Here is a 15,993-nt window from a genome sequence, read left to right as displayed (position 1 = left end):
AATTTGACTGGCTGCGTGGACAGAGAGTCGCTCTCCCACATAGCCGGGATTCAGGTGCGTCTGTTTCGCTTAGGGGAATTGGCACTACCGTTGACACTGAGTGCGGCGCAGCGCCAGAATCTCCCCCATGAAATCCCCCCGTGCTCTGTTGCTTCTGGCGACATTCCCCCTCCTGAGCGGCTGCTACTTCCATAGCAAAAGCCCCGGCGAGACCGACGCGCGGTGCGTAAACCGGCTGCTCGGATCAACGCCCTTCGCCGAGGTTGCGGCGAAATGCGCCTCTGGTCCGATGACGGCGAGCGGGCAACGGATGCTAGACGTATGGCAGGATGGCTATGCGACCAACGTCGCCGCCTCGCAGCACTGGCCGATGGTCATCCCGTCACGCGAGCAGATCAAAGCCTATCTGGACGGTCGTTACGGTGTGGCGCCGGGCGGCTTCCGGCCTCCCACGGAGGAAAGCTGGGACAAGCACCTCATGGCTGTCGAAGCAGGCGAGAGCGCGTTCTGATCCTGATTTCCTCGTACTGCATGGCCATATGGGATAGGGATGTGTGGTTCGTGAAAGACCTGCGCCCATCGCCGAATGCAGGCTGCCCGGACAATCGGGCCTCTCTGAATGACAGGCAGGTTCAATGCTGAGATACCTTCCCCCTCTGGCACTTGCGGCGCTTCTCTCCGGCTGTGCTGGCTTGGGTCGCCTTCCGGGTACGACCGACGTCCAGTGCGTGCGCCAGCAAATGGCGCATGGCAGTTCAACGAATGGCACGCTGCCTTTCGATCAGGCTGCGAGCGCATGCATTCAGGTTGCCGGTCCAGATGGCGGCAGTATGGGCGGTCTCGGCGCACGATATCAGCCCCTCGATCTGCGGTCTGACCCGGAGCTGCAGCGGATGGTTGAGACCCCAGCACTGAATACGTCCGGTTATCCCTATATCCCGCGCAATTCATCAGCGCCGCCTGTCGGCAGGCGTTGGCAGTTGGTGCAGTAGTCTTCCAGGCCGCTTTCGAGCGGCTTTTTTATTGGACGTATCATGGCGAACACGCTCCTGAACATCGAGACGATGCTCGGTTCCGTGTCGCGCCTTGGAGCGACTGCGCCCGTCACGATCGGCTCGGTAACCCTCACTGGCATGGAAGTGCCAAGCGGCGTCACCTTTGGTGGTCAGCAGCAAATTACGATCCATCGCCTGCCAGGTGGCGATCGGGTGATCGATCTGGGCGGCAATGACCCCAACCGGATCGAAATGGAAGGTATCTTCCTTGGCCCTTCTGCCCAGACGCGCACAGTCCCTGGCGAAGATACGGCGCGCAGGGCAGCCGGTGAGGCTCCAGGTCGCCGGCATGTCCATTCAGGTTTATGTGCAGGCCTATCGCTACTCCTACGAGGCAAAAGGCGCGATCTGCCGCTATTTCCCCGTGCTCGAGCTTCGCGGTGAGTCGGCGAACACGAATACCGTTTCCACCTCCGCGCTTTCGCATCTGATTGGAGACGACGCAACGAGCGCCTTGACCTCTATCACCAGCACGGTCGGCACGATCTCCCAGAGCGTCTCACACTTTGCAGGGCAGGTGCAGACAGTCGTCGGGCAGGTTGCCCCTATCGCCAATCTGATCGGCGCTGGTGGCGCGTTGGCTCAGGTGTCTGACAAGCTGCAAATCGTACAAGGCGCGGCCACGGCCGGAACGAACCTGTCAGCCTTGCCGAGTGCTGCCTCATCCGTGATTGGTGGGCTGCAATCTGCTGGCGGCGGCCTGATGGATCTGGTTACGCAGACCGGACAGAACCTCGAGGGGATCACCCTCAACAATTCAGCCTCACTCACGGCTCTTTCGCAGAATGCCCAGCTGGCTAGCACGGCCGTCGATGCAGGCGGCGCTATCAATCGGGCCGCGATCAATGCAGCTACCGCGACAAACGCTGCCATTCCCTCTCCTTCCGTTCATGGCTGATCGGGCGCACCATGCAGACAATCCAGATCACGGCGGCCGATGTGTCGCTCTACCATGTGGCGGCCAGCCAACTGAATGATGCCACGCAATGGTGGCGCATCGCCCAGCTGAACGGGATGACTGATCCCGACTTTACATGGCTCCCCTCCCCCGTCCCCCTGCAGATTCCCAATATCGACCCGACGCAGAATAGCGGTGTGCCGGGACTTGCTTCATGAGCGAGACGATCACCGTTTCCGCAGGGCGCAGGATGGCCCGCAAGCCCAGGGCGCAAATTCTGGTCAATGGCCGTGCCGTCCCGGAAACTCGCCTCGAGCGGTTCGCACTTTCGCGAACGCGGTACAGCCGGGCCGACACGGCAGAAATCAACCTCGCGGTTGATCGTGCGGCGCTTGCGAAGATCACCGGCAATTATTGGTTTGATCAGGCAGTCACATCCGGCACTGCGTCGGCCGATACCGATGTGCAAATCCAGATGCGGGACGAGGCCACGGCCGGCGCGCAACGGGTGACGGTTTTCCAGGGCCTCATGGATCACGTCGAGTGGACTCCGACTGGCACCGCCCTTGTCGTCGAATGCCGGGATTACCTCGCGAAACTGCTCGACCTGCGCGTGCGGGATGCGTGGCTCAACAAGACCGGCGCCGATCTCATGACGACGCTGATCTCGGCTGCTGGCCTCACGCCTCAGGTCTCCTCTCCCGCCAGCATGACCGGTCAATACTGGCAGATCGAACACAAGCGTCTGTCACACAGCGCACATGGCCGTTTTCAGACGGCGTTCGATCTGGCCCGGTATATCGCCAATTCGGCGGGGTGCGACCTGTATGCTTCAGGCAAGACAATCATCTGCAAGCCCTATCCGACCAGCAATGACGGTTCGGCGGCGACACACACGCTGAAATATCAGGATTCTGGGCCGGACAAGGCGATCGTCTCCAACGCCCTGCCATTGAGCTTCAAGCGTGACTACCAGATCGCCAAGGGCGCGGTCGTGCATGTCGTGTCCTGGGACAGCCGGCAGAGGGCCAAGTTCGAGTATTACTGGTCAGCGGAAGGCGGGTCGCCGAAGAAAGCTGCGAACGCTGGCACGCTGCACTCTTTCAAGGTGCCGGGCCGCTCGATGCAGGACGTGCAGAACACGGCCAAGCAGAAATACGACGAGATCGTGGCTCACGGGCGCGAAGTCCATATGACGATCCCTGGACGCATTTCGCTTCAGCCGCGTGATTTCTTCACCCTGACCGGCACCAACTCGACATGGGATGGCCAGAGCTACACGGTTTACGCTGTTTCGAGCACGTTCTCATGGGATAGCGGCTTTGAGCAGGATGTGACGCTGCGAAATCGCGATGTGACACAGGACGAGACTGCTGACGATGCATGACGCAAGACAGATCGCCGCCGCTGCGAGCGGCATGATTGCCAAGACCGTGCATGGCATCATCACCTCGATCGACCCGGTGAACCACGCCGCCAAGGTGCTTGTGCAACCGGAGGGGATCGAGAGCGGCTGGCTGCCAGTCGCTGCCTTGGCTGCCGGTGATATCCGGATTGCTCGTCTGCCGAATATCGGAGAGCATGTCCTGCTCATCCCGATCGAGGGCGATGCCGAGCATATGCAGATCAACGCCTTTCAATACGATACGGCCGTCACGCCCCCTGTTTCACCGCAGACAGGCAAGTTAGCCCAGGCCGGTGAATTGCTGATCTTGGCCGGATGCGGCGCGCCGCCGTCTGGCGCGCAAACAGGTTCAGGATCTCAGGCTGCAGCTGCCGCCGCGCAAAACGCACCCTGGTGGCATATGACGCCGCAAGGCCTCTATTCCGGCGCCGGGCAAACGACCGAAACCATGACGAATGCGGGGCTGGTCTGGCGAATGGGGAGCGTGACGATGACGCTCGGGCCTTCGGGTCTGTCGATCACAGGGGGCACGGTCACATCGGATCGAGACGTGCTGGCCGCCGGCATCAGCGGCAAGTCCCATATCCACACAAACGGCAATAACGGCAGCAATACGGGGGCGCCTGTTGCATGACGGCTATCTCACACTTCTGCGGTGGCGATCTGAACCTTGATACTGCCGGTGGCCTCGCTACGGTCAGCGGCGCGGATCAGACCAGGCAGGCCATTATAAGACGGCTATGCACCAATGCAGGTGATTACATATGGCAACCGGATCACGGCGCCGGCTTGCCGTCGAAGATCGGCTCGCCAGCCAATCTCGGCGAGATACAGGCGCTTGTTGCTGAACAGATGGCACAGGAACCGGCTGTCGATCAGACCCAGCCAATCAGTGTCACTGATCGATAACCCGAGCGTCGGCGTTTATATCTGCAATATCCAGTATGTGGACCTGGAAACGCAGTCCGTGCAGGCGCTCGACGTCACGAATGAGCTCGTATATGGCCGCATGATATGAGATTTTCCGAAATCATGGCCCTAGCTGGCCAGGAGGCGTCCTTCGGGGCGCCTTTTTTTGTGGTGCTGTCACGTTGACTGTGGCGTGTTAGACGCGGGTGGTGAAAGCGTCATGCTTGAGCTACAAACGACACCGAGTTCCTCGTGAGCTGATCGCTCATGCGGTATGGCTGTATTTCCGCTTCCCTTTGAGCTTTCGCGTTGTGGAAGAGATGCTTCTCGCGCGGGGCATAGTCGTCTCGTATGAGACGATCCGTCGATGGAGCCTGAAGTTCGGGGCGGCCTATGCCCGCTCCCTGCGTCGCAGGAAGGCCTGGCCTGGTGATCTCTGGCATCTGGACGAAGTGCGGATCGTGATCCGTGGCAAGCTTAACTGGCTCTGGCGATCCGTGGATCAGGACGGGTATGTTCTCGACGAAATCCTGCAGCCCCGTCGGAACACCAAAGCAGCCAAGCGTCTGTTGACCCGGCTTTTGAAACGGCAGGGTTTGCGCCCCAGTCGCATGATCACTGACAAGCTGAAATCCTATGGGGCAGCAAGACGCAAACTTGGTCTCTCGATCCGGCATCTCTCGCATAAAGGCCTGAACAACCGGGCGGAGAACAGTCATCGTCCCCTGCGAAAACGCCAACGCATCATGCAAAAGTTCCGTTCACCGGGCAGATGGGGGGTCACAATACGAAAGTGCATTTATGTACGCGTGAAGTGCACACATGCGGAACCGGCCGCATTGAGGTTCGTGTCACAATAAAAGATGCAGCCTTTGCCTCTTTATCACTGCGTGGGCAGAACATTAGCACTGCTCACATTGCCGGCGTTGTTCCTGGCTCGTGTTGAACGGCTCGCCATTGCAAGCGCGATCCAGGCGCCAAGGCCGTATCCCCAGAGAAGCCACGCCGCGCCATAGCGTGTCACTGTGTCGTTCCCTGCATATACATGGGGAAACCAGCGGAGCGCAGCACCATCGATTATCATGGCGTCTCCAAGCACAACAAGACATCCCGCAAGAATCTGGTGCGGTTCCAGCCGAGCCAATCGGCAGGTTAACCAGATTGAGAACCAGCTCACAGGAATGCTGGTGAGAAACGTGAGGTTTCCTTGCATTCCGGCGTTTATCGCCACTGGGTAAAACTTGATGCAAAGCGTGGCTGATGCCCAGAAGGAAGCAGCCAGGAGAGCACAAATTACAAATTGCTTTGGGCGCAACATATCCATTCCTCTCATTTGTAGCACCCACTACGTATATTCTTTATGAAGCGAGTGCTACATGATTCTGATGAGAACATTTAAATTTTCCTCGCCGCCTGCATCACCATCGAAATCAAGAGATGAGATGCGATCCCGCAAATTCCAGTTTGCAAGTACTCTTGCTGACTTAGCCCTTGAAGAGGGAATTGCTACACTTGGTCTAAGAGCTATGGCCACGAAGATTGGAACAAGTGATCGTATGTTGATCTATTATTTCGGAACGAGAGAGCAACTTATTGTCGATGTCCTTGAGCAAGTCAGCACAAGGTTGTCCGCTCTACTTTTGCGGATTGATGATGGTTCTCGCTCTTCACCGGGACAATTTCTCATACGTGTTCTTGCAATGGTTCATGACCCTGAAATAGCTCCCTTCGTAAAACTATGGACGGAGGTTATAGCTCGAAGTGCACGTGGCGAAGCGCCATATGATCGGATTGGACCGGGAGCTGTGAAATCATGGACAGATTGGATAGACAGTAAGTTAGCGCCATCGCCAGGCCACACTGATAGCGGTCGGGCCGCTGCGCTTTTAAGCATCGTCGAGGGCGCTGTACTTCTGGAGATGGCAGCCCCAGGAAGCACTGAAAACGTTGCCTCTTTTCTTTCGAAAGCTTTGGATACGATTTCAAGCGGGTCTGATTCAGTTATTGGATCGGGTTAAAGCGTTAAAAAAATCATTCAATTCGCGCAGCAGGTAAACGGCCCATTGCTGACCGAAAATCGGAGAATACCTCTAAGGGAAAGAGCCAGATATATAGTCAGGAACCCACGCTACCTCTTTGTGAAGGCTTCAGAAATTTTGTCATGAGAGACCCACTGCGATCAGGAAGGCACCAACCTTGATCGAAGGGGTGATGTCACGTTAACTGACGTCAGTTAGGCGACGCCCGGGGAATGGGTATTTAGGCGCTGGGAGCGGTCGCGTTGTTCCATTGGGCGAGAGCCCGGACACGATGGATGTGACGCGAAAGAGCGGTGGTAATGGGCGCGGACGGGACGAAGAGATTTCGGATGGCTGAAAAGACAGAGACGAAACGCTGACACCCGCCCGGTGAACGGAACTTCTGCATGATACGTTCGCGTTTTCGCAAGGGAAGATGACTGTTCTCTGTCCTGTTGTTCAGACCTTTATGCGAGAGATGCCGTATCGACAGGCGCATCTTGCGTCTGGCTGCTTCGTAGGATTTGAGCCTGCCCGTGATCATCCGACCGGCGCGTAGCTTTTGCTGCCATGGTGTTTCGGCGGGTCTGCAGGATTTCATCGAGTACATACCCGTGCTGATTCACTGCCCTCCACAGCTAGTGAGGCTGACCCTGAATCACGATCCTGACCTCCTTCAGGTGCCAGATATCGCGGGACATGGCTCGCTTGCGACGCAGGAGCAGGCTCCGCCGAATTTTAGGATCCACCGACGGATTGCCTCATAGGAAACGACTATACCTCGCTCGAGCAGCATCTCTTCGACAAGACGAAGGCTCAGCGAGAAACGGAAATATAGCCACACCGCGTGCGCTATTAACTCGCGTGGAAATCGAAGCCACTTTTAGCTCCTGCAGAACGTTCTCAGCGCCCGCTTTTACCGTGCCAAAGTTAATGCAACAGCACGGCGGCCAGTTCTGAGCCGACACTGCGGGAAGGGCCAATCTAGACAAGTTTTTGTTCCTACACAGTCGAGACCTGAAGGACCCACCCTAGTAGTATCGATACCGGAATGTTTCCTAATCCGCGCCCGGCGCCAAATATAGTGCAAACACCCGCTTTCCACACTTTGTCCGCAGGTATACCGACCCATGTCCCAACTGAAGAGATTACTGAAGACAGCGTTGACCAGTACCGCTCTTGCCGCAATCGGCGCGATGATCGGACTGTGTAGCTCAGGCCGCGCGGCAGAAGTCAATCCAGGAGATTATGAACAGTTTCCCATTAATTCAACTATCGGAGTTGTCTATTACAACTACGTTAACACGGACACTCTGTATTCTGGCGCTACAAAGACCACAAATTTCAACGTTCATTCAAATCTCGGAATTGCGCGTCTCCTTCATGTCTTTTCCCTGACCGACCGCCTGACGATCGATCCGCAGGCACTTCTCCCGTTCGGGAGCATTTCTACCTCAGGGGCGGCAAGTGCGCTCGGCGGAACGACCGGAGTGGGCGATCTTATCCTTACCGCGCCACTGAAATACCGCCTCAATACACAGCACGATACGTTGAGCGGCACGATCTATCTGTACCTGCCCACCGGTAGCTATGACCGCCGACGCCCGCTCAACCTCGGACAGCATCGCGTGTCGCTTGATTTTCAAGGGGCCTACATCCATCATTTCGGAAGACAGTTCGCGTTCGATATGATGGGTGATGTCATCTGGTATGGCGACAACGACCGCTTTAATGAGCTTAATGGTCGGATGGCGCAAAAGCAGAGCTATTTCCTTCAAGGGATCGCCCGATATATGCCAGATCCCAAAACAACCTTCGCACTGGGAATTTCCCAGATCTGGGGCGGCAAGACGCTGCTGAACGGAGTTCCAAACACGGCCGCCTCCGCCAGCACGCGCCTGAACGCGACGGCGATCCGCTTCGTTGCTCCGCACGATCAGGTTCTTCTGCAGGTTGGCACGGATGTCGCCGTATCCAACGGCCTGGCCAGCAATTTCGCTCTTCAGGCACGCTACGCCCATATTTTCTAATTCCGGTCACGTCACGCCATTTATACGAGGTCCTCATATGGAATCCGCAGTAGACACCCATCTTCGCTGTCCGCGCACCATAGCCAAGCGCGTGTCCGATGATTACCAGCCTCCGTTTCCAATGTATGTCGCGCGCGCCGATACGGATCTTGAGCGCGTCTCGATGGGATACTTCGGGGTGCAATACAAGGACGTGGCGCAGCGCGAGGCCGCTCTTGCGGGCTTGCGCAAGATCGTCGGAGATTTCGACCATGTCGATGGACCGGGCAAGCACGATCTGACCTTCCACGAGGACAATCAGGGCTACGGCAATTTCATGGTTGTGGGTTACTGGCGCAACTATCAGAGCTATGAGCGCTGGTGCCACGATCCCGAAATCTCCGGGTGGTGGGCTTCGCCGGAGCGCCTTGATGAGACGATCGGGTATTTCCGCGAGTGCGTGGCGCCAGACAGCCGCCAGTTCGAGACGCTTTATGCATTCCAGAATAATTTCCCGGGTGTCGGCGGTATCATGGACCGCGTCAGCGATGAGATCCAAGAGCATGGATACTGGGGTTCGATGCGCGATCGTTTCGCAATCTCGCAGACCGACGCGATGCTGGCCAGCGGCACGCTGCACAAGGTGGTACAAAAAAGCAACGACGGCAGACGCGTTCTAGTTCACGCGCATGATAATCTCGCGCTGATCCGATCCGGACAGGACTGGAGCGACACCGGCGAAGCCGAACGTACGCTTTACCTGGACCGGATAGAGCCTACATTGCGCAGCGGAATGAACTTCCTGCGTGATCATGGGCAGGAAGTTGGCAATTACAGCAATCGGTATGTGCAATCAATCGATCTGGATGGCAACCTGCGCGATGAGAGCTATAATATCGGTCACTGGAAGTCGCTCGGTCATTTGGAGGATTGGGCGGAGAACCACCCGACGCACCTCAAGATTTTCGGCGTGTTCTTTGAAGTTATCGCCGGGATCCGAGAGCTTCGCCTCTATCATGAAGTCTCGGTTTTTGACGGACCGCACCAGTTTTACGAATATATCAACTGTCACCCGGCAACGGGGATGATGCGGGATGCAGCAGAATGACGATCGAACGTCCGGATCGCGCCAAGATTGCTAAAATCGCACGTGCCCTCGGCCTTGACATGCCGGAAGCCAAACTCGGCGCCTACGAAGCGGTGCTGCAATCCAGCTTCGATGCGTATGACGTGCTTGATGCCATGCCTGATTACCTGCCTGAGCCAACCTATGCGCGGGCACCGGGCTATCGGCCCAAAGGAAATGAAAACTCGTTTGGCGCATGGCACCGCAAGACGACGATCAAAGGGGCCCTAGCCGGACCCTTGAAAGGAAAGCGCGTCGTCATCAAGGACAATATCTGCGTTGCCGGCGTGGAGATGGATAACGGTTCTTCCACCTTTGCAGGCTATGTGCCCGATATTGATGCGACCGTAGTGACGCGCGTACTCGATGCCGGGGCGACCATAACCGGCAAGACCGTCTGCGAGTATTTCTGCTTCTCGGGCGGCTCCCACACGAGCTACCCAGCACCTGTGATCAATCCTCGAAAGGCGGGTCATTCCGCAGGCGGATCGTCCTCAGGAAACGCCGCCGTGCTGGCTGCGGGGGAGGCCGATCTCGCAATCGGTAGCGATCAGGGCGGGTCAGTGCGTATTCCCGCAGCTTTCTGCGGAATTGTCGGCTTCAAGGCGACCCATGGCCTGGTGCCATATACCGGCGCCATGCCGATCGAGCAGACGCTGGATCACCTTGGGCCAATGACTATTACCGTCGCGGACAATGCGGCCTTGATGCAGGTGCTCGCGGGTTCGGATGGTCTCGACCCCCGACAGATCGCGGTGCCATCCGCGCCTGATTACGCCGAAGCTATCGGCAAAGGTGTTAGTGGGCTGCGCGTTGGCATTCTGGCCGAGGGTTTTGTCTGGCCAGGGCTCGATCATGCTGTTGATGCGGCGGTCCGGTCTGCGGCGCGCCTGTTTGAGACACTCGGCGCGACGGTGGGAACCGTCTCGGTACCGATGCATGCGGCGGCAAACGCGATATGGCTTGCGATTGCAACCGAAGGCGCGCAGGCTCAGATGATGATAGGCAACAGCCATGGCCATAACTGGCGTGGCCTTTATATGCCCAGCATGATCGCCCATCATGCAGAATGGCGTGAGCAGGCTGATAAGCTGCCCGATACGATCAAGACGACCATGATCGTAGGCGCCTACATGCATCAGCGCTATGATGGGCGTTATTACGGCAAGGCACAAAACCTCGCCCGCAAGCTGCGGGCCGCCTATGACGAGGCCCTGCAGGATTATGATTTGCTACTGATGCCGACCCTGCCGATCCGGGCCAGCGTGCTGCCCGCACAGGATGCTCCAATGTCGGACAACCTCGCCCGCGCCTTCGAGATGATCGGCAATACAGCCCCTTTCGATGCATCCGGCCATCCGGCAATCTCGTTGCCCTGCGGTGTGAGCGACGATCTGCCGATCGGCCTGCAACTGGTCGGCCGACTGTTCGATGAGGCGACGATCTATCGTGCGGCGCATGCCTTCGAGCAGGCGGTCAATTGGCGCGAGCAGGTTTTCCCATAATCGGGCCTTTCTTTAACGAGCCTGGAATAGCATCTCATGAATAAACACCACGACGACCACGGACATCACCACGATCACGACCATGGCCCCCTGCCGAGCGATGTCGAATTGCGGGTCAAGGCGCTGGAGTCGCTTCTTGTGGACAAGAAGCTTATTGACACAAAGGCCCTCGACGACCTTGTCGACACGTATGAAAACCGCATCGGACCGCGCAACGGCGCGGCGGTCGTGGCGCGTTCGTGGACGGACCCCGCCTATCATGCCCGGTTGATGGAGAACGGCACGGACGCCATCGCGGAACTCGGATTTTCCGGCGTTCAGGGCGAAGAGATGGTGATCGTCGAGAATACACCCGACATCCACAATGTTATCGTCTGTACGCTGTGTTCCTGCTACCCATGGCCGGTCCTTGGCTTGCCTCCGGCCTGGTACAAGGCAGCCCCGTATCGTGCGCGCATCGTGCGCGAACCACGCACGGTCCTGCAGGAATTCGGCCTCTTCGTGCCCGATAGCATAGAGGTACGCGTCTGGGATAGCAGTGCCGAACTGCGCTACATGGTGCTGCCAATGCGCCCAGCGGGTACGGAAGGATGGTCTGCCGAGCAACTCGCTGCGATCATCACCCGTGATTCCATGATCGGCACCGGGATCGTTACCGCATCCGCGTCGATCGATACCGCTCTCGATGAGGCTTTGTGATGAACGGTATTCACGATCTGGGCGGCATGCATGGCATGGGCCCCGTCAACCCGACCGCCAGCGAGCCCGTCTTCTCGGCTGACTGGGAACGGCGCATCTTCGGTTTGTTTATCGCGACCTTCGCGGGCGGTCATTTCAACGTCGATGAATTCCGGCACGAGATTGAACTGATGGATCCAGCGACCTACCTCCGGTCGAGCTATTACGAGCATTGGGTCCATGCCATCGAGGACATTCTCGTCTCGCGCAAGGTCCTGACGCGCGATGAAATTTACGACAAAATGGAAAAGGGACTGTGAGCATGACGATCCTGACGCCCGATCTCGTGCCGGTCGTGGTGCGCACCGGCGCATCTGCCCGCGTCGACGCCGATATTGCACCCAAATTCAGCGTGGGCGATCGCGTGCGCGCCCGCAACATCAACCCGGCAGGCCATACCCGCCTGCCCCGCTATGTCCGCGGGCGCACCGGCGTGATCGTCATGGATCACGGCGTGTTTTCCTTCCCCGACACCATGGCGCATGGCGGAATCGAAACGCCACAACATGTCTACAATGTACGCTTCGAGGCGGCGGAGCTGTGGAGTGAGGACAACCCAGCCCGGGACTGTGTCCACATCGATCTTTGGGACGATTATTTGGAGCACGCCTGACATGCCGGTCAATCTCGCTTCCGCCATTCCTATGGACAGCGCGTCGTTCGGTGCGCCATGGCACGCCCGGATCTGGGGGCTTGCCGTGCATCTTCACCAGCAAGGCGCGTTCACCTGGCCGGAATGGGTAAAAACCTTTTCCACCGCAGTCGCGACCATATCGCCCGAGCCCGGTGAATGCGTCAACGATACCTACTATCGCCAATGGGCGGCTGCGCTAGAGAAATTGCTGGCGTGCAAGGGTATCATGACATCTGACATCCTCGGTGCACGACAGGTCGCATGGGGGCAGGCCCACGCCAACACGCCCCACGGCATGCCGGTTCTTCTAGAAAACGGACAAGCTTCCTACGTTCCTCCTGCAATGCCGAGGTCAACCCCGCGAGGCCGACCGATTTTCGTCAGCCCGCCCACGACCAAATGAGGAACCGAGGTGTCGGCGCATACGGGTCTTCATCAGGGGCGGCAATGATGGGAGGGAGAGCAGGCATGGTCGAACCGGATGATATCGCACGCAACGCCCGTTTCCTGATGGATGGAAACTGGACCGATCCGGTCGTGGATCTGTCGGTTCAACCCTCGGGAGAACGCCGGGTCGAATTTTGGCGGGAAATCATCCTGCGCCTGTTCGCGGACGTTCAGGTATCGTCGATCTCGAAAACCGATTTTTTTGGTACGGTGCGCTCGCAGCGTTTCGAGAATTTCCGCCTATCCAGCATCGCGGCCTCCCGACAGACTGTCAGCCGCCGCTTCCGGGAGGCTCGCAGCGAGCATGAAAACCGCTATTTCGCAGTCCTCATGATGCAGGGGCGTCAGGTGATAGAACAGAATGGGCACCAGACAATTCTAGGTCCGGGCCATGTCGCAATCTACGACGCGACACGGCCGCATAAGCTGTCTTTCGAAGGAGACTGGCGAGAAATCGTTTTCAGCATCCCCCGCCCGGCTTTGAACAACCTGATCGTTAATGCCGAGGACAGAGTGGCCACGTCCCTGAACGTATCAAGTGGCGTCGGCACCGTGCTTGCATCCTATCTAAACGCACTTACAGGCCAGATCGGGACGCTCAGCGAGACCGAGATGGTCCGGCTCGCAGAACCGGCAATGACAATGCTCGCCATGGCGCTTGGTGGAGTCTCAGCCTCAGAGGAGAACCATCAGCGCGTGCGTTCTGTCACCCTCCTGCGCGTAAAGCGTTACATCCAGAACCACCTGCACGATCCGAGGATGGATGCCAGCATGATCGCGGCTGCAAGCGGGCTGTCCATACGCTATATCAACAAGCTGTTTGCAACCGAGAACACGTCCCTGCTGCGTTACGTCCTCGCTCAACGCCTGCAGAGATGTGCCGAAGCCTTGGCTCTGAATGGGCCCGGCAGCGCCAGCATCGCAGAGATCGCCATGCGGTGGGGGTTCAACGACGTCTCCCATTTCAGTAGATCGTTCCGTGTCCAGTATGGAGTTACGCCGCGAGACTGGCGTCGGCGCGGATTCCAGTGAATCAATCCCAAATTACTGCTAGCGTCTGAAGCTTGTTACTACCGCAGGAAAGACGACCGACTGCAATCCACTCCAAATCGGCAGTCGGCGTGGCGCGACTTTAGGTATTCTGATACGTTATCTGAGTGAACGGTACCGAATCCTTCCGCAAGGTGACGTACCCTGATACATTATTATCAATAGTGTAATATCACACGCCGCCCCGTCGGTCTTCCCGCTCTGACTTGTTCCCGAAAACGCTGATCTTCCGGTCGATCCTGCTCTCCCCCGCAACGCGCTTGTGATACAGTTCTCACGGATAAATGCCCGAAGCGCTTAAAAAGGCCCCGTCCCGCCCCCTCACTCAGCTCTCTCTTCCCCGAAGAGGCCGATCTCGCGCGCATCGATGTTGCAGCCAATTGCTGGCTTTTCTATCGTCTCTCCTTGCAGGAAGATCTCTTCGGCGGGACCGCCCTCATCCGGCACTGGGGACGGATCGGCACAGGCGGTCAGTTGCGTGTGGCGCTCTATTGCGACCGGGGGGCGGCCCAGGGCGCGTTTGAGGCTCTGCTCGGGAAGAAGGTGAAGCGGGGCTATCGGGCCCGTAGGGTGAAAATGTGAGACAGAAAGGCATGAGGGCTCTGCCCTCACACTCCCGGCAGGAGGCGCAGCCTCCTGCACCTCGGATTGTTAAGCCTGTGTCGGGTGGGGGATGCAGCTCTTCGATCGGAAGGGGGCGCGGAAATATCTGACGATCGCCGAGCGCAACCGTTTCCTGAAAGCGGCCGAGCTGGCGCCGCGTGAGGCGCGGACCCTGTGCATGACCCTCGTCTGGTCGGGATGTCGGTTGTCCGAGGCTCTGGCCCTGACGGCCGATCGCGTCGATCTCGCGGCCGGGGTACTGGTGTTCGAGACCATGAAGAAGCGTCAGGCGGGGATCTACCGCGCCGTGCCTGTCCCCCCGGCCCTGCTCGACGCCCTCGATCACGTTCATGGTTTGCGCGCGCTTCAGCGCAATCGCGCACGTCATCAGGAGGTGCGGCTCTGGCCCTTGTCACGCATGACCGGCTGGCGGGCTGCGCATGCCGTGATGGAGGAAGCTGGCCTATCCGGCGTGGCCGCATCGCCAAAGGGGCTGCGGCATGCCTTTGGGGTCGCGGCTGTTTCTAATGCCATTCCCCTCAATCTCGTTCAGAAATGGCTTGGTCACGCCCAGCTCTCCACCACCGCCATCTACGCCAATGCTACAGGCTCAGAAGAACAGAATATTCCCAAGCGTATGTGGGGGTAGATAGCTTGGTGCTGGCATGTTGAGCCACCTTGATCACTTTCATCGCTTAGGCTCAGGAATCCTTGCCAGAATATGACGGTAGCGGCGAGGCAGATGGCTGAGAAGAAGACGGTCGGGCATCTGTTGTAGCGTGTGGCGACGCGCCTGCAGTCCTTGAGCCGGCCGAACATGATCTCGATACGATTGCGGTGCCGGTATTTGCGTTTGTCGTAGCTCACGGGCGTCGTGCGGGATCTCCGGCCTGGAATGCAGGGTCTGATCCCTTTTTCCTCCAGCCCGTCCCTGAACCAAGCGGCATCATAACCGCGATCAGCCAGGGGTCCCTTTGCAGCGGGCAGATCGTCCAGCAGGGCAGCGGCCTCATTGTAATCGCTGATCTGGCCTGCCTTCAGGAAGACCCTGATCGGGCGGCCATTCCTGTCTGTTACCGCGTCCAACTTCGTGTTCATGCCGCCTTTGGTCCGCCCGGTCAGGCGGCCTGGACCCCCTTTCTGATTCGCAGGCTCGAGCCCGTGCTGCGCTCCTTCAGGTAGGTCGCGTTGATCATGATCGTCTGGTGATCCAGTCTGCCGGCCGCCAGACCATCCATCATCCGGGCAAAGATCCCCATGGCGCCCTACCGTTTCCAACGATTGCAGAGCATTTTTGTGCGAGCCACACTCTCGCGAAGCTTCCCCCTAGCGCAGCCCGTTGCGGTTCACGAAGATGATCCCGCTCAATACACGCCGGTCATCAACACGCGGTCTGCCATGGCTCCTTGGGAAAAACGGCTCCAGACGCGCCATCTGTCCGTCCGTCAGCCAATACAGGTCGCTCATCTTCAGTCTCCTCAGGGAGCCTGAGTCAGGTTTACCCACTCAAATCAATGGCCCCTGAGCCTAGAGCTATCTATCTGTCATCAAGCCTGTAATCTATGAGGATTTTTGCCACAAAATCTTGAACTTAGG

General features: G+C 58.2%; 21 protein-coding genes and 2 pseudogenes. 19 read left to right on the top strand and 4 right to left on the bottom strand.

Annotated elements, in window-relative coordinates; translation table 11 throughout:
- Positions 1-127 precede the first annotated feature (127 nt).
- Together WFJ47_RS12650 and WFJ47_RS12645 are read left to right on the top strand one after the other, a co-directional pair.
- A complete protein-coding gene (locus WFJ47_RS12650) occupies positions 128-511 on the top strand; it encodes a hypothetical protein (RefSeq protein ID WP_336763434.1) in 384 nt (127 codons plus the stop codon).
- A gap of 124 nt (positions 512-635) precedes the next feature.
- Positions 636-992 carry a hypothetical protein gene (locus WFJ47_RS12645; RefSeq protein WP_336763433.1) on the top strand — a complete coding sequence of 119 codons (357 nt, stop codon included), beginning with the start codon at positions 636-638 and terminating at the stop codon, positions 990-992.
- On the opposite strand, the gene WFJ47_RS12640 is transcribed toward WFJ47_RS12645, so the two are convergent.
- On the bottom strand, positions 951-1,346 hold the full coding sequence (locus tag WFJ47_RS12640) for a hypothetical protein (RefSeq protein WP_336763432.1): 396 nt from the start codon (positions 1,344-1,346) through the stop codon (positions 951-953). The genes WFJ47_RS12645 and WFJ47_RS12640 overlap by 42 nt on opposite strands.
- Between WFJ47_RS12640 and WFJ47_RS12635 the strand changes: the two genes are divergently transcribed.
- From WFJ47_RS12635 to WFJ47_RS12610, 6 genes are all read left to right on the top strand, one after another.
- On the top strand, positions 1,345-1,953 hold the full coding sequence (locus WFJ47_RS12635) for a hypothetical protein (protein WP_336763430.1): 609 nt from the start codon (positions 1,345-1,347) through the stop codon (positions 1,951-1,953). The genes WFJ47_RS12640 and WFJ47_RS12635 overlap by 2 nt on opposite strands.
- A gap of 11 nt (positions 1,954-1,964) precedes the next feature.
- Positions 1,965-2,171, top strand: a complete 207-nt coding sequence (locus WFJ47_RS12630) for a hypothetical protein (protein ID WP_336763428.1) — start codon at positions 1,965-1,967, stop codon at positions 2,169-2,171.
- Positions 2,168-3,340 (top strand): hypothetical protein, encoded by a 1,173-nt coding sequence (locus tag WFJ47_RS12625; RefSeq protein WP_336763426.1) that lies wholly within the window; start codon positions 2,168-2,170, stop codon positions 3,338-3,340. The genes WFJ47_RS12630 and WFJ47_RS12625 overlap by 4 nt, the downstream gene beginning before the upstream one ends.
- Positions 3,333-3,992 (top strand): phage baseplate assembly protein V, encoded by a 660-nt coding sequence (locus WFJ47_RS12620; RefSeq protein WP_336763425.1) that lies wholly within the window; start codon positions 3,333-3,335, stop codon positions 3,990-3,992. The genes WFJ47_RS12625 and WFJ47_RS12620 overlap by 8 nt, the downstream gene beginning before the upstream one ends.
- Positions 3,989-4,267, top strand: a complete 279-nt coding sequence (locus WFJ47_RS12615; protein ID WP_336763424.1) for a phage tail protein — start codon at positions 3,989-3,991, stop codon at positions 4,265-4,267. The genes WFJ47_RS12620 and WFJ47_RS12615 overlap by 4 nt, the downstream gene beginning before the upstream one ends.
- A gap of 206 nt (positions 4,268-4,473) precedes the next feature.
- Positions 4,474-5,127 (top strand): IS6 family transposase, encoded by a 654-nt coding sequence (locus WFJ47_RS12610; RefSeq protein WP_408868656.1) that lies wholly within the window; start codon positions 4,474-4,476, stop codon positions 5,125-5,127.
- Between the two features lie 23 nt (positions 5,128-5,150).
- Here WFJ47_RS12610 and WFJ47_RS12605 read toward each other — a convergent pair whose 3' ends face one another.
- Positions 5,151-5,591, bottom strand: coding sequence for a hypothetical protein (locus tag WFJ47_RS12605; RefSeq protein WP_336763423.1), 441 nt, complete (start codon positions 5,589-5,591; stop codon positions 5,151-5,153).
- A gap of 52 nt (positions 5,592-5,643) precedes the next feature.
- Between WFJ47_RS12605 and WFJ47_RS12600 the strand changes: the two genes are divergently transcribed.
- On the top strand, positions 5,644-6,285 hold the full coding sequence (locus WFJ47_RS12600; RefSeq protein WP_336763422.1) for a TetR/AcrR family transcriptional regulator: 642 nt from the start codon (positions 5,644-5,646) through the stop codon (positions 6,283-6,285).
- 241 nt (positions 6,286-6,526) lie between these two features.
- Here the strand turns inward: WFJ47_RS12600 and WFJ47_RS12595 are convergent.
- A pseudogene (locus WFJ47_RS12595) lies at positions 6,527-7,156 on the bottom strand (IS6 family transposase); the annotation flags it as partial.
- 259 nt (positions 7,157-7,415) lie between these two features.
- Here WFJ47_RS12595 and WFJ47_RS12590 point away from each other — a divergent pair.
- The 10 genes from WFJ47_RS12590 (at position 7,416) to WFJ47_RS12545 (ending at position 15,046) form a co-directional block, all read left to right on the top strand.
- The gene (locus tag WFJ47_RS12590) at positions 7,416-8,315 is read left to right on the top strand and encodes a transporter (RefSeq protein WP_336763421.1); all 900 of its coding nucleotides are present in this window, start codon (positions 7,416-7,418) and stop codon (positions 8,313-8,315) included.
- A gap of 37 nt (positions 8,316-8,352) precedes the next feature.
- Positions 8,353-9,402 (top strand): phenylacetaldoxime dehydratase family protein, encoded by a 1,050-nt coding sequence (locus tag WFJ47_RS12585; RefSeq protein WP_336763420.1) that lies wholly within the window; start codon positions 8,353-8,355, stop codon positions 9,400-9,402.
- Positions 9,399-10,925 carry an amidase gene (locus WFJ47_RS12580; RefSeq protein WP_336763419.1) on the top strand — a complete coding sequence of 509 codons (1,527 nt, stop codon included), beginning with the start codon at positions 9,399-9,401 and terminating at the stop codon, positions 10,923-10,925. Before WFJ47_RS12585 ends, WFJ47_RS12580 begins: the two co-directional genes overlap by 4 nt.
- A 36-nt stretch (positions 10,926-10,961) precedes the next feature.
- Complete coding sequence (gene nthA / locus WFJ47_RS12575) at positions 10,962-11,624, top strand: nitrile hydratase subunit alpha (protein WP_336763418.1); 663 nt, start codon at positions 10,962-10,964, stop codon at positions 11,622-11,624.
- Positions 11,624-11,923: a hypothetical protein gene (locus WFJ47_RS12570; protein ID WP_336763417.1), complete on the top strand. Its 300-nt coding sequence runs from the start codon at positions 11,624-11,626 to the stop codon at positions 11,921-11,923. Before nthA ends, WFJ47_RS12570 begins: the two co-directional genes overlap by 1 nt.
- Before the next feature lie 2 nt (positions 11,924-11,925).
- Positions 11,926-12,276: an SH3-like domain-containing protein gene (locus WFJ47_RS12565; RefSeq protein ID WP_336763415.1), complete on the top strand. Its 351-nt coding sequence runs from the start codon at positions 11,926-11,928 to the stop codon at positions 12,274-12,276.
- A 1-nt stretch (position 12,277) separates the two neighbouring features.
- Positions 12,278-12,700 carry a nitrile hydratase accessory protein gene (locus tag WFJ47_RS12560; RefSeq protein WP_336763414.1) on the top strand — a complete coding sequence of 141 codons (423 nt, stop codon included), beginning with the start codon at positions 12,278-12,280 and terminating at the stop codon, positions 12,698-12,700.
- 65 nt (positions 12,701-12,765) lie between these two features.
- Complete coding sequence (locus WFJ47_RS12555) at positions 12,766-13,776, top strand: helix-turn-helix domain-containing protein (RefSeq protein WP_336763412.1); 1,011 nt, start codon at positions 12,766-12,768, stop codon at positions 13,774-13,776.
- A gap of 423 nt (positions 13,777-14,199) precedes the next feature.
- Positions 14,200-14,376: a WGR domain-containing protein gene (locus WFJ47_RS12550; protein ID WP_336763411.1), complete on the top strand. Its 177-nt coding sequence runs from the start codon at positions 14,200-14,202 to the stop codon at positions 14,374-14,376.
- A gap of 91 nt (positions 14,377-14,467) precedes the next feature.
- Positions 14,468-15,046, top strand: coding sequence for a tyrosine-type recombinase/integrase (locus WFJ47_RS12545; protein WP_336763409.1), 579 nt, complete (start codon positions 14,468-14,470; stop codon positions 15,044-15,046).
- 65 nt (positions 15,047-15,111) lie between these two features.
- Here the strand turns inward: WFJ47_RS12545 and WFJ47_RS12540 are convergent.
- Positions 15,112-15,864: pseudogene (locus tag WFJ47_RS12540) on the bottom strand (IS5 family transposase); the annotation flags it as partial.
- Positions 15,865-15,993 lie beyond the last annotated feature (129 nt).

This window comes from Asaia sp. VD9 (genome assembly GCF_037150015.1).
Lineage (GTDB): Bacteria > Pseudomonadota > Alphaproteobacteria > Acetobacterales > Acetobacteraceae > Asaia.
The sequence above is the reverse complement of the archived record's forward strand: the minus strand, read 5'-3'. Positions and strand labels throughout refer to the sequence as shown.

Coding starts and splice junctions, on each gene's coding strand:
- WFJ47_RS12650 (WP_336763434.1), top strand. CDS start 128: ATGAAATCCCCCCGTGCTCTGTTGCTTCTGGCGACATTCCCCCTCCTG.
- WFJ47_RS12645 (WP_336763433.1), top strand. CDS start 636: ATGCTGAGATACCTTCCCCCTCTGGCACTTGCGGCGCTTCTCTCCGGC.
- WFJ47_RS12635 (WP_336763430.1), top strand. CDS start 1,345: ATGTCCATTCAGGTTTATGTGCAGGCCTATCGCTACTCCTACGAGGCA.
- WFJ47_RS12640 (WP_336763432.1), bottom strand. CDS start 1,346: ATGCCGGCGACCTGGAGCCTCACCGGCTGCCCTGCGCGCCGTATCTTC.
- WFJ47_RS12630 (WP_336763428.1), top strand. CDS start 1,965: ATGCAGACAATCCAGATCACGGCGGCCGATGTGTCGCTCTACCATGTG.
- WFJ47_RS12625 (WP_336763426.1), top strand. CDS start 2,168: ATGAGCGAGACGATCACCGTTTCCGCAGGGCGCAGGATGGCCCGCAAG.
- WFJ47_RS12620 (WP_336763425.1), top strand. CDS start 3,333: ATGCATGACGCAAGACAGATCGCCGCCGCTGCGAGCGGCATGATTGCC.
- WFJ47_RS12615 (WP_336763424.1), top strand. CDS start 3,989: ATGACGGCTATCTCACACTTCTGCGGTGGCGATCTGAACCTTGATACT.
- WFJ47_RS12605 (WP_336763423.1), bottom strand. CDS start 5,591: ATGGATATGTTGCGCCCAAAGCAATTTGTAATTTGTGCTCTCCTGGCT.
- WFJ47_RS12600 (WP_336763422.1), top strand. CDS start 5,644: ATGATTCTGATGAGAACATTTAAATTTTCCTCGCCGCCTGCATCACCA.
- WFJ47_RS12590 (WP_336763421.1), top strand. CDS start 7,416: ATGTCCCAACTGAAGAGATTACTGAAGACAGCGTTGACCAGTACCGCT.
- WFJ47_RS12585 (WP_336763420.1), top strand. CDS start 8,353: ATGGAATCCGCAGTAGACACCCATCTTCGCTGTCCGCGCACCATAGCC.
- WFJ47_RS12580 (WP_336763419.1), top strand. CDS start 9,399: ATGACGATCGAACGTCCGGATCGCGCCAAGATTGCTAAAATCGCACGT.
- nthA (WP_336763418.1), top strand. CDS start 10,962: ATGAATAAACACCACGACGACCACGGACATCACCACGATCACGACCAT.
- WFJ47_RS12570 (WP_336763417.1), top strand. CDS start 11,624: ATGAACGGTATTCACGATCTGGGCGGCATGCATGGCATGGGCCCCGTC.
- WFJ47_RS12565 (WP_336763415.1), top strand. CDS start 11,926: ATGACGATCCTGACGCCCGATCTCGTGCCGGTCGTGGTGCGCACCGGC.
- WFJ47_RS12560 (WP_336763414.1), top strand. CDS start 12,278: ATGCCGGTCAATCTCGCTTCCGCCATTCCTATGGACAGCGCGTCGTTC.
- WFJ47_RS12555 (WP_336763412.1), top strand. CDS start 12,766: ATGGTCGAACCGGATGATATCGCACGCAACGCCCGTTTCCTGATGGAT.
- WFJ47_RS12545 (WP_336763409.1), top strand. CDS start 14,468: ATGCAGCTCTTCGATCGGAAGGGGGCGCGGAAATATCTGACGATCGCC.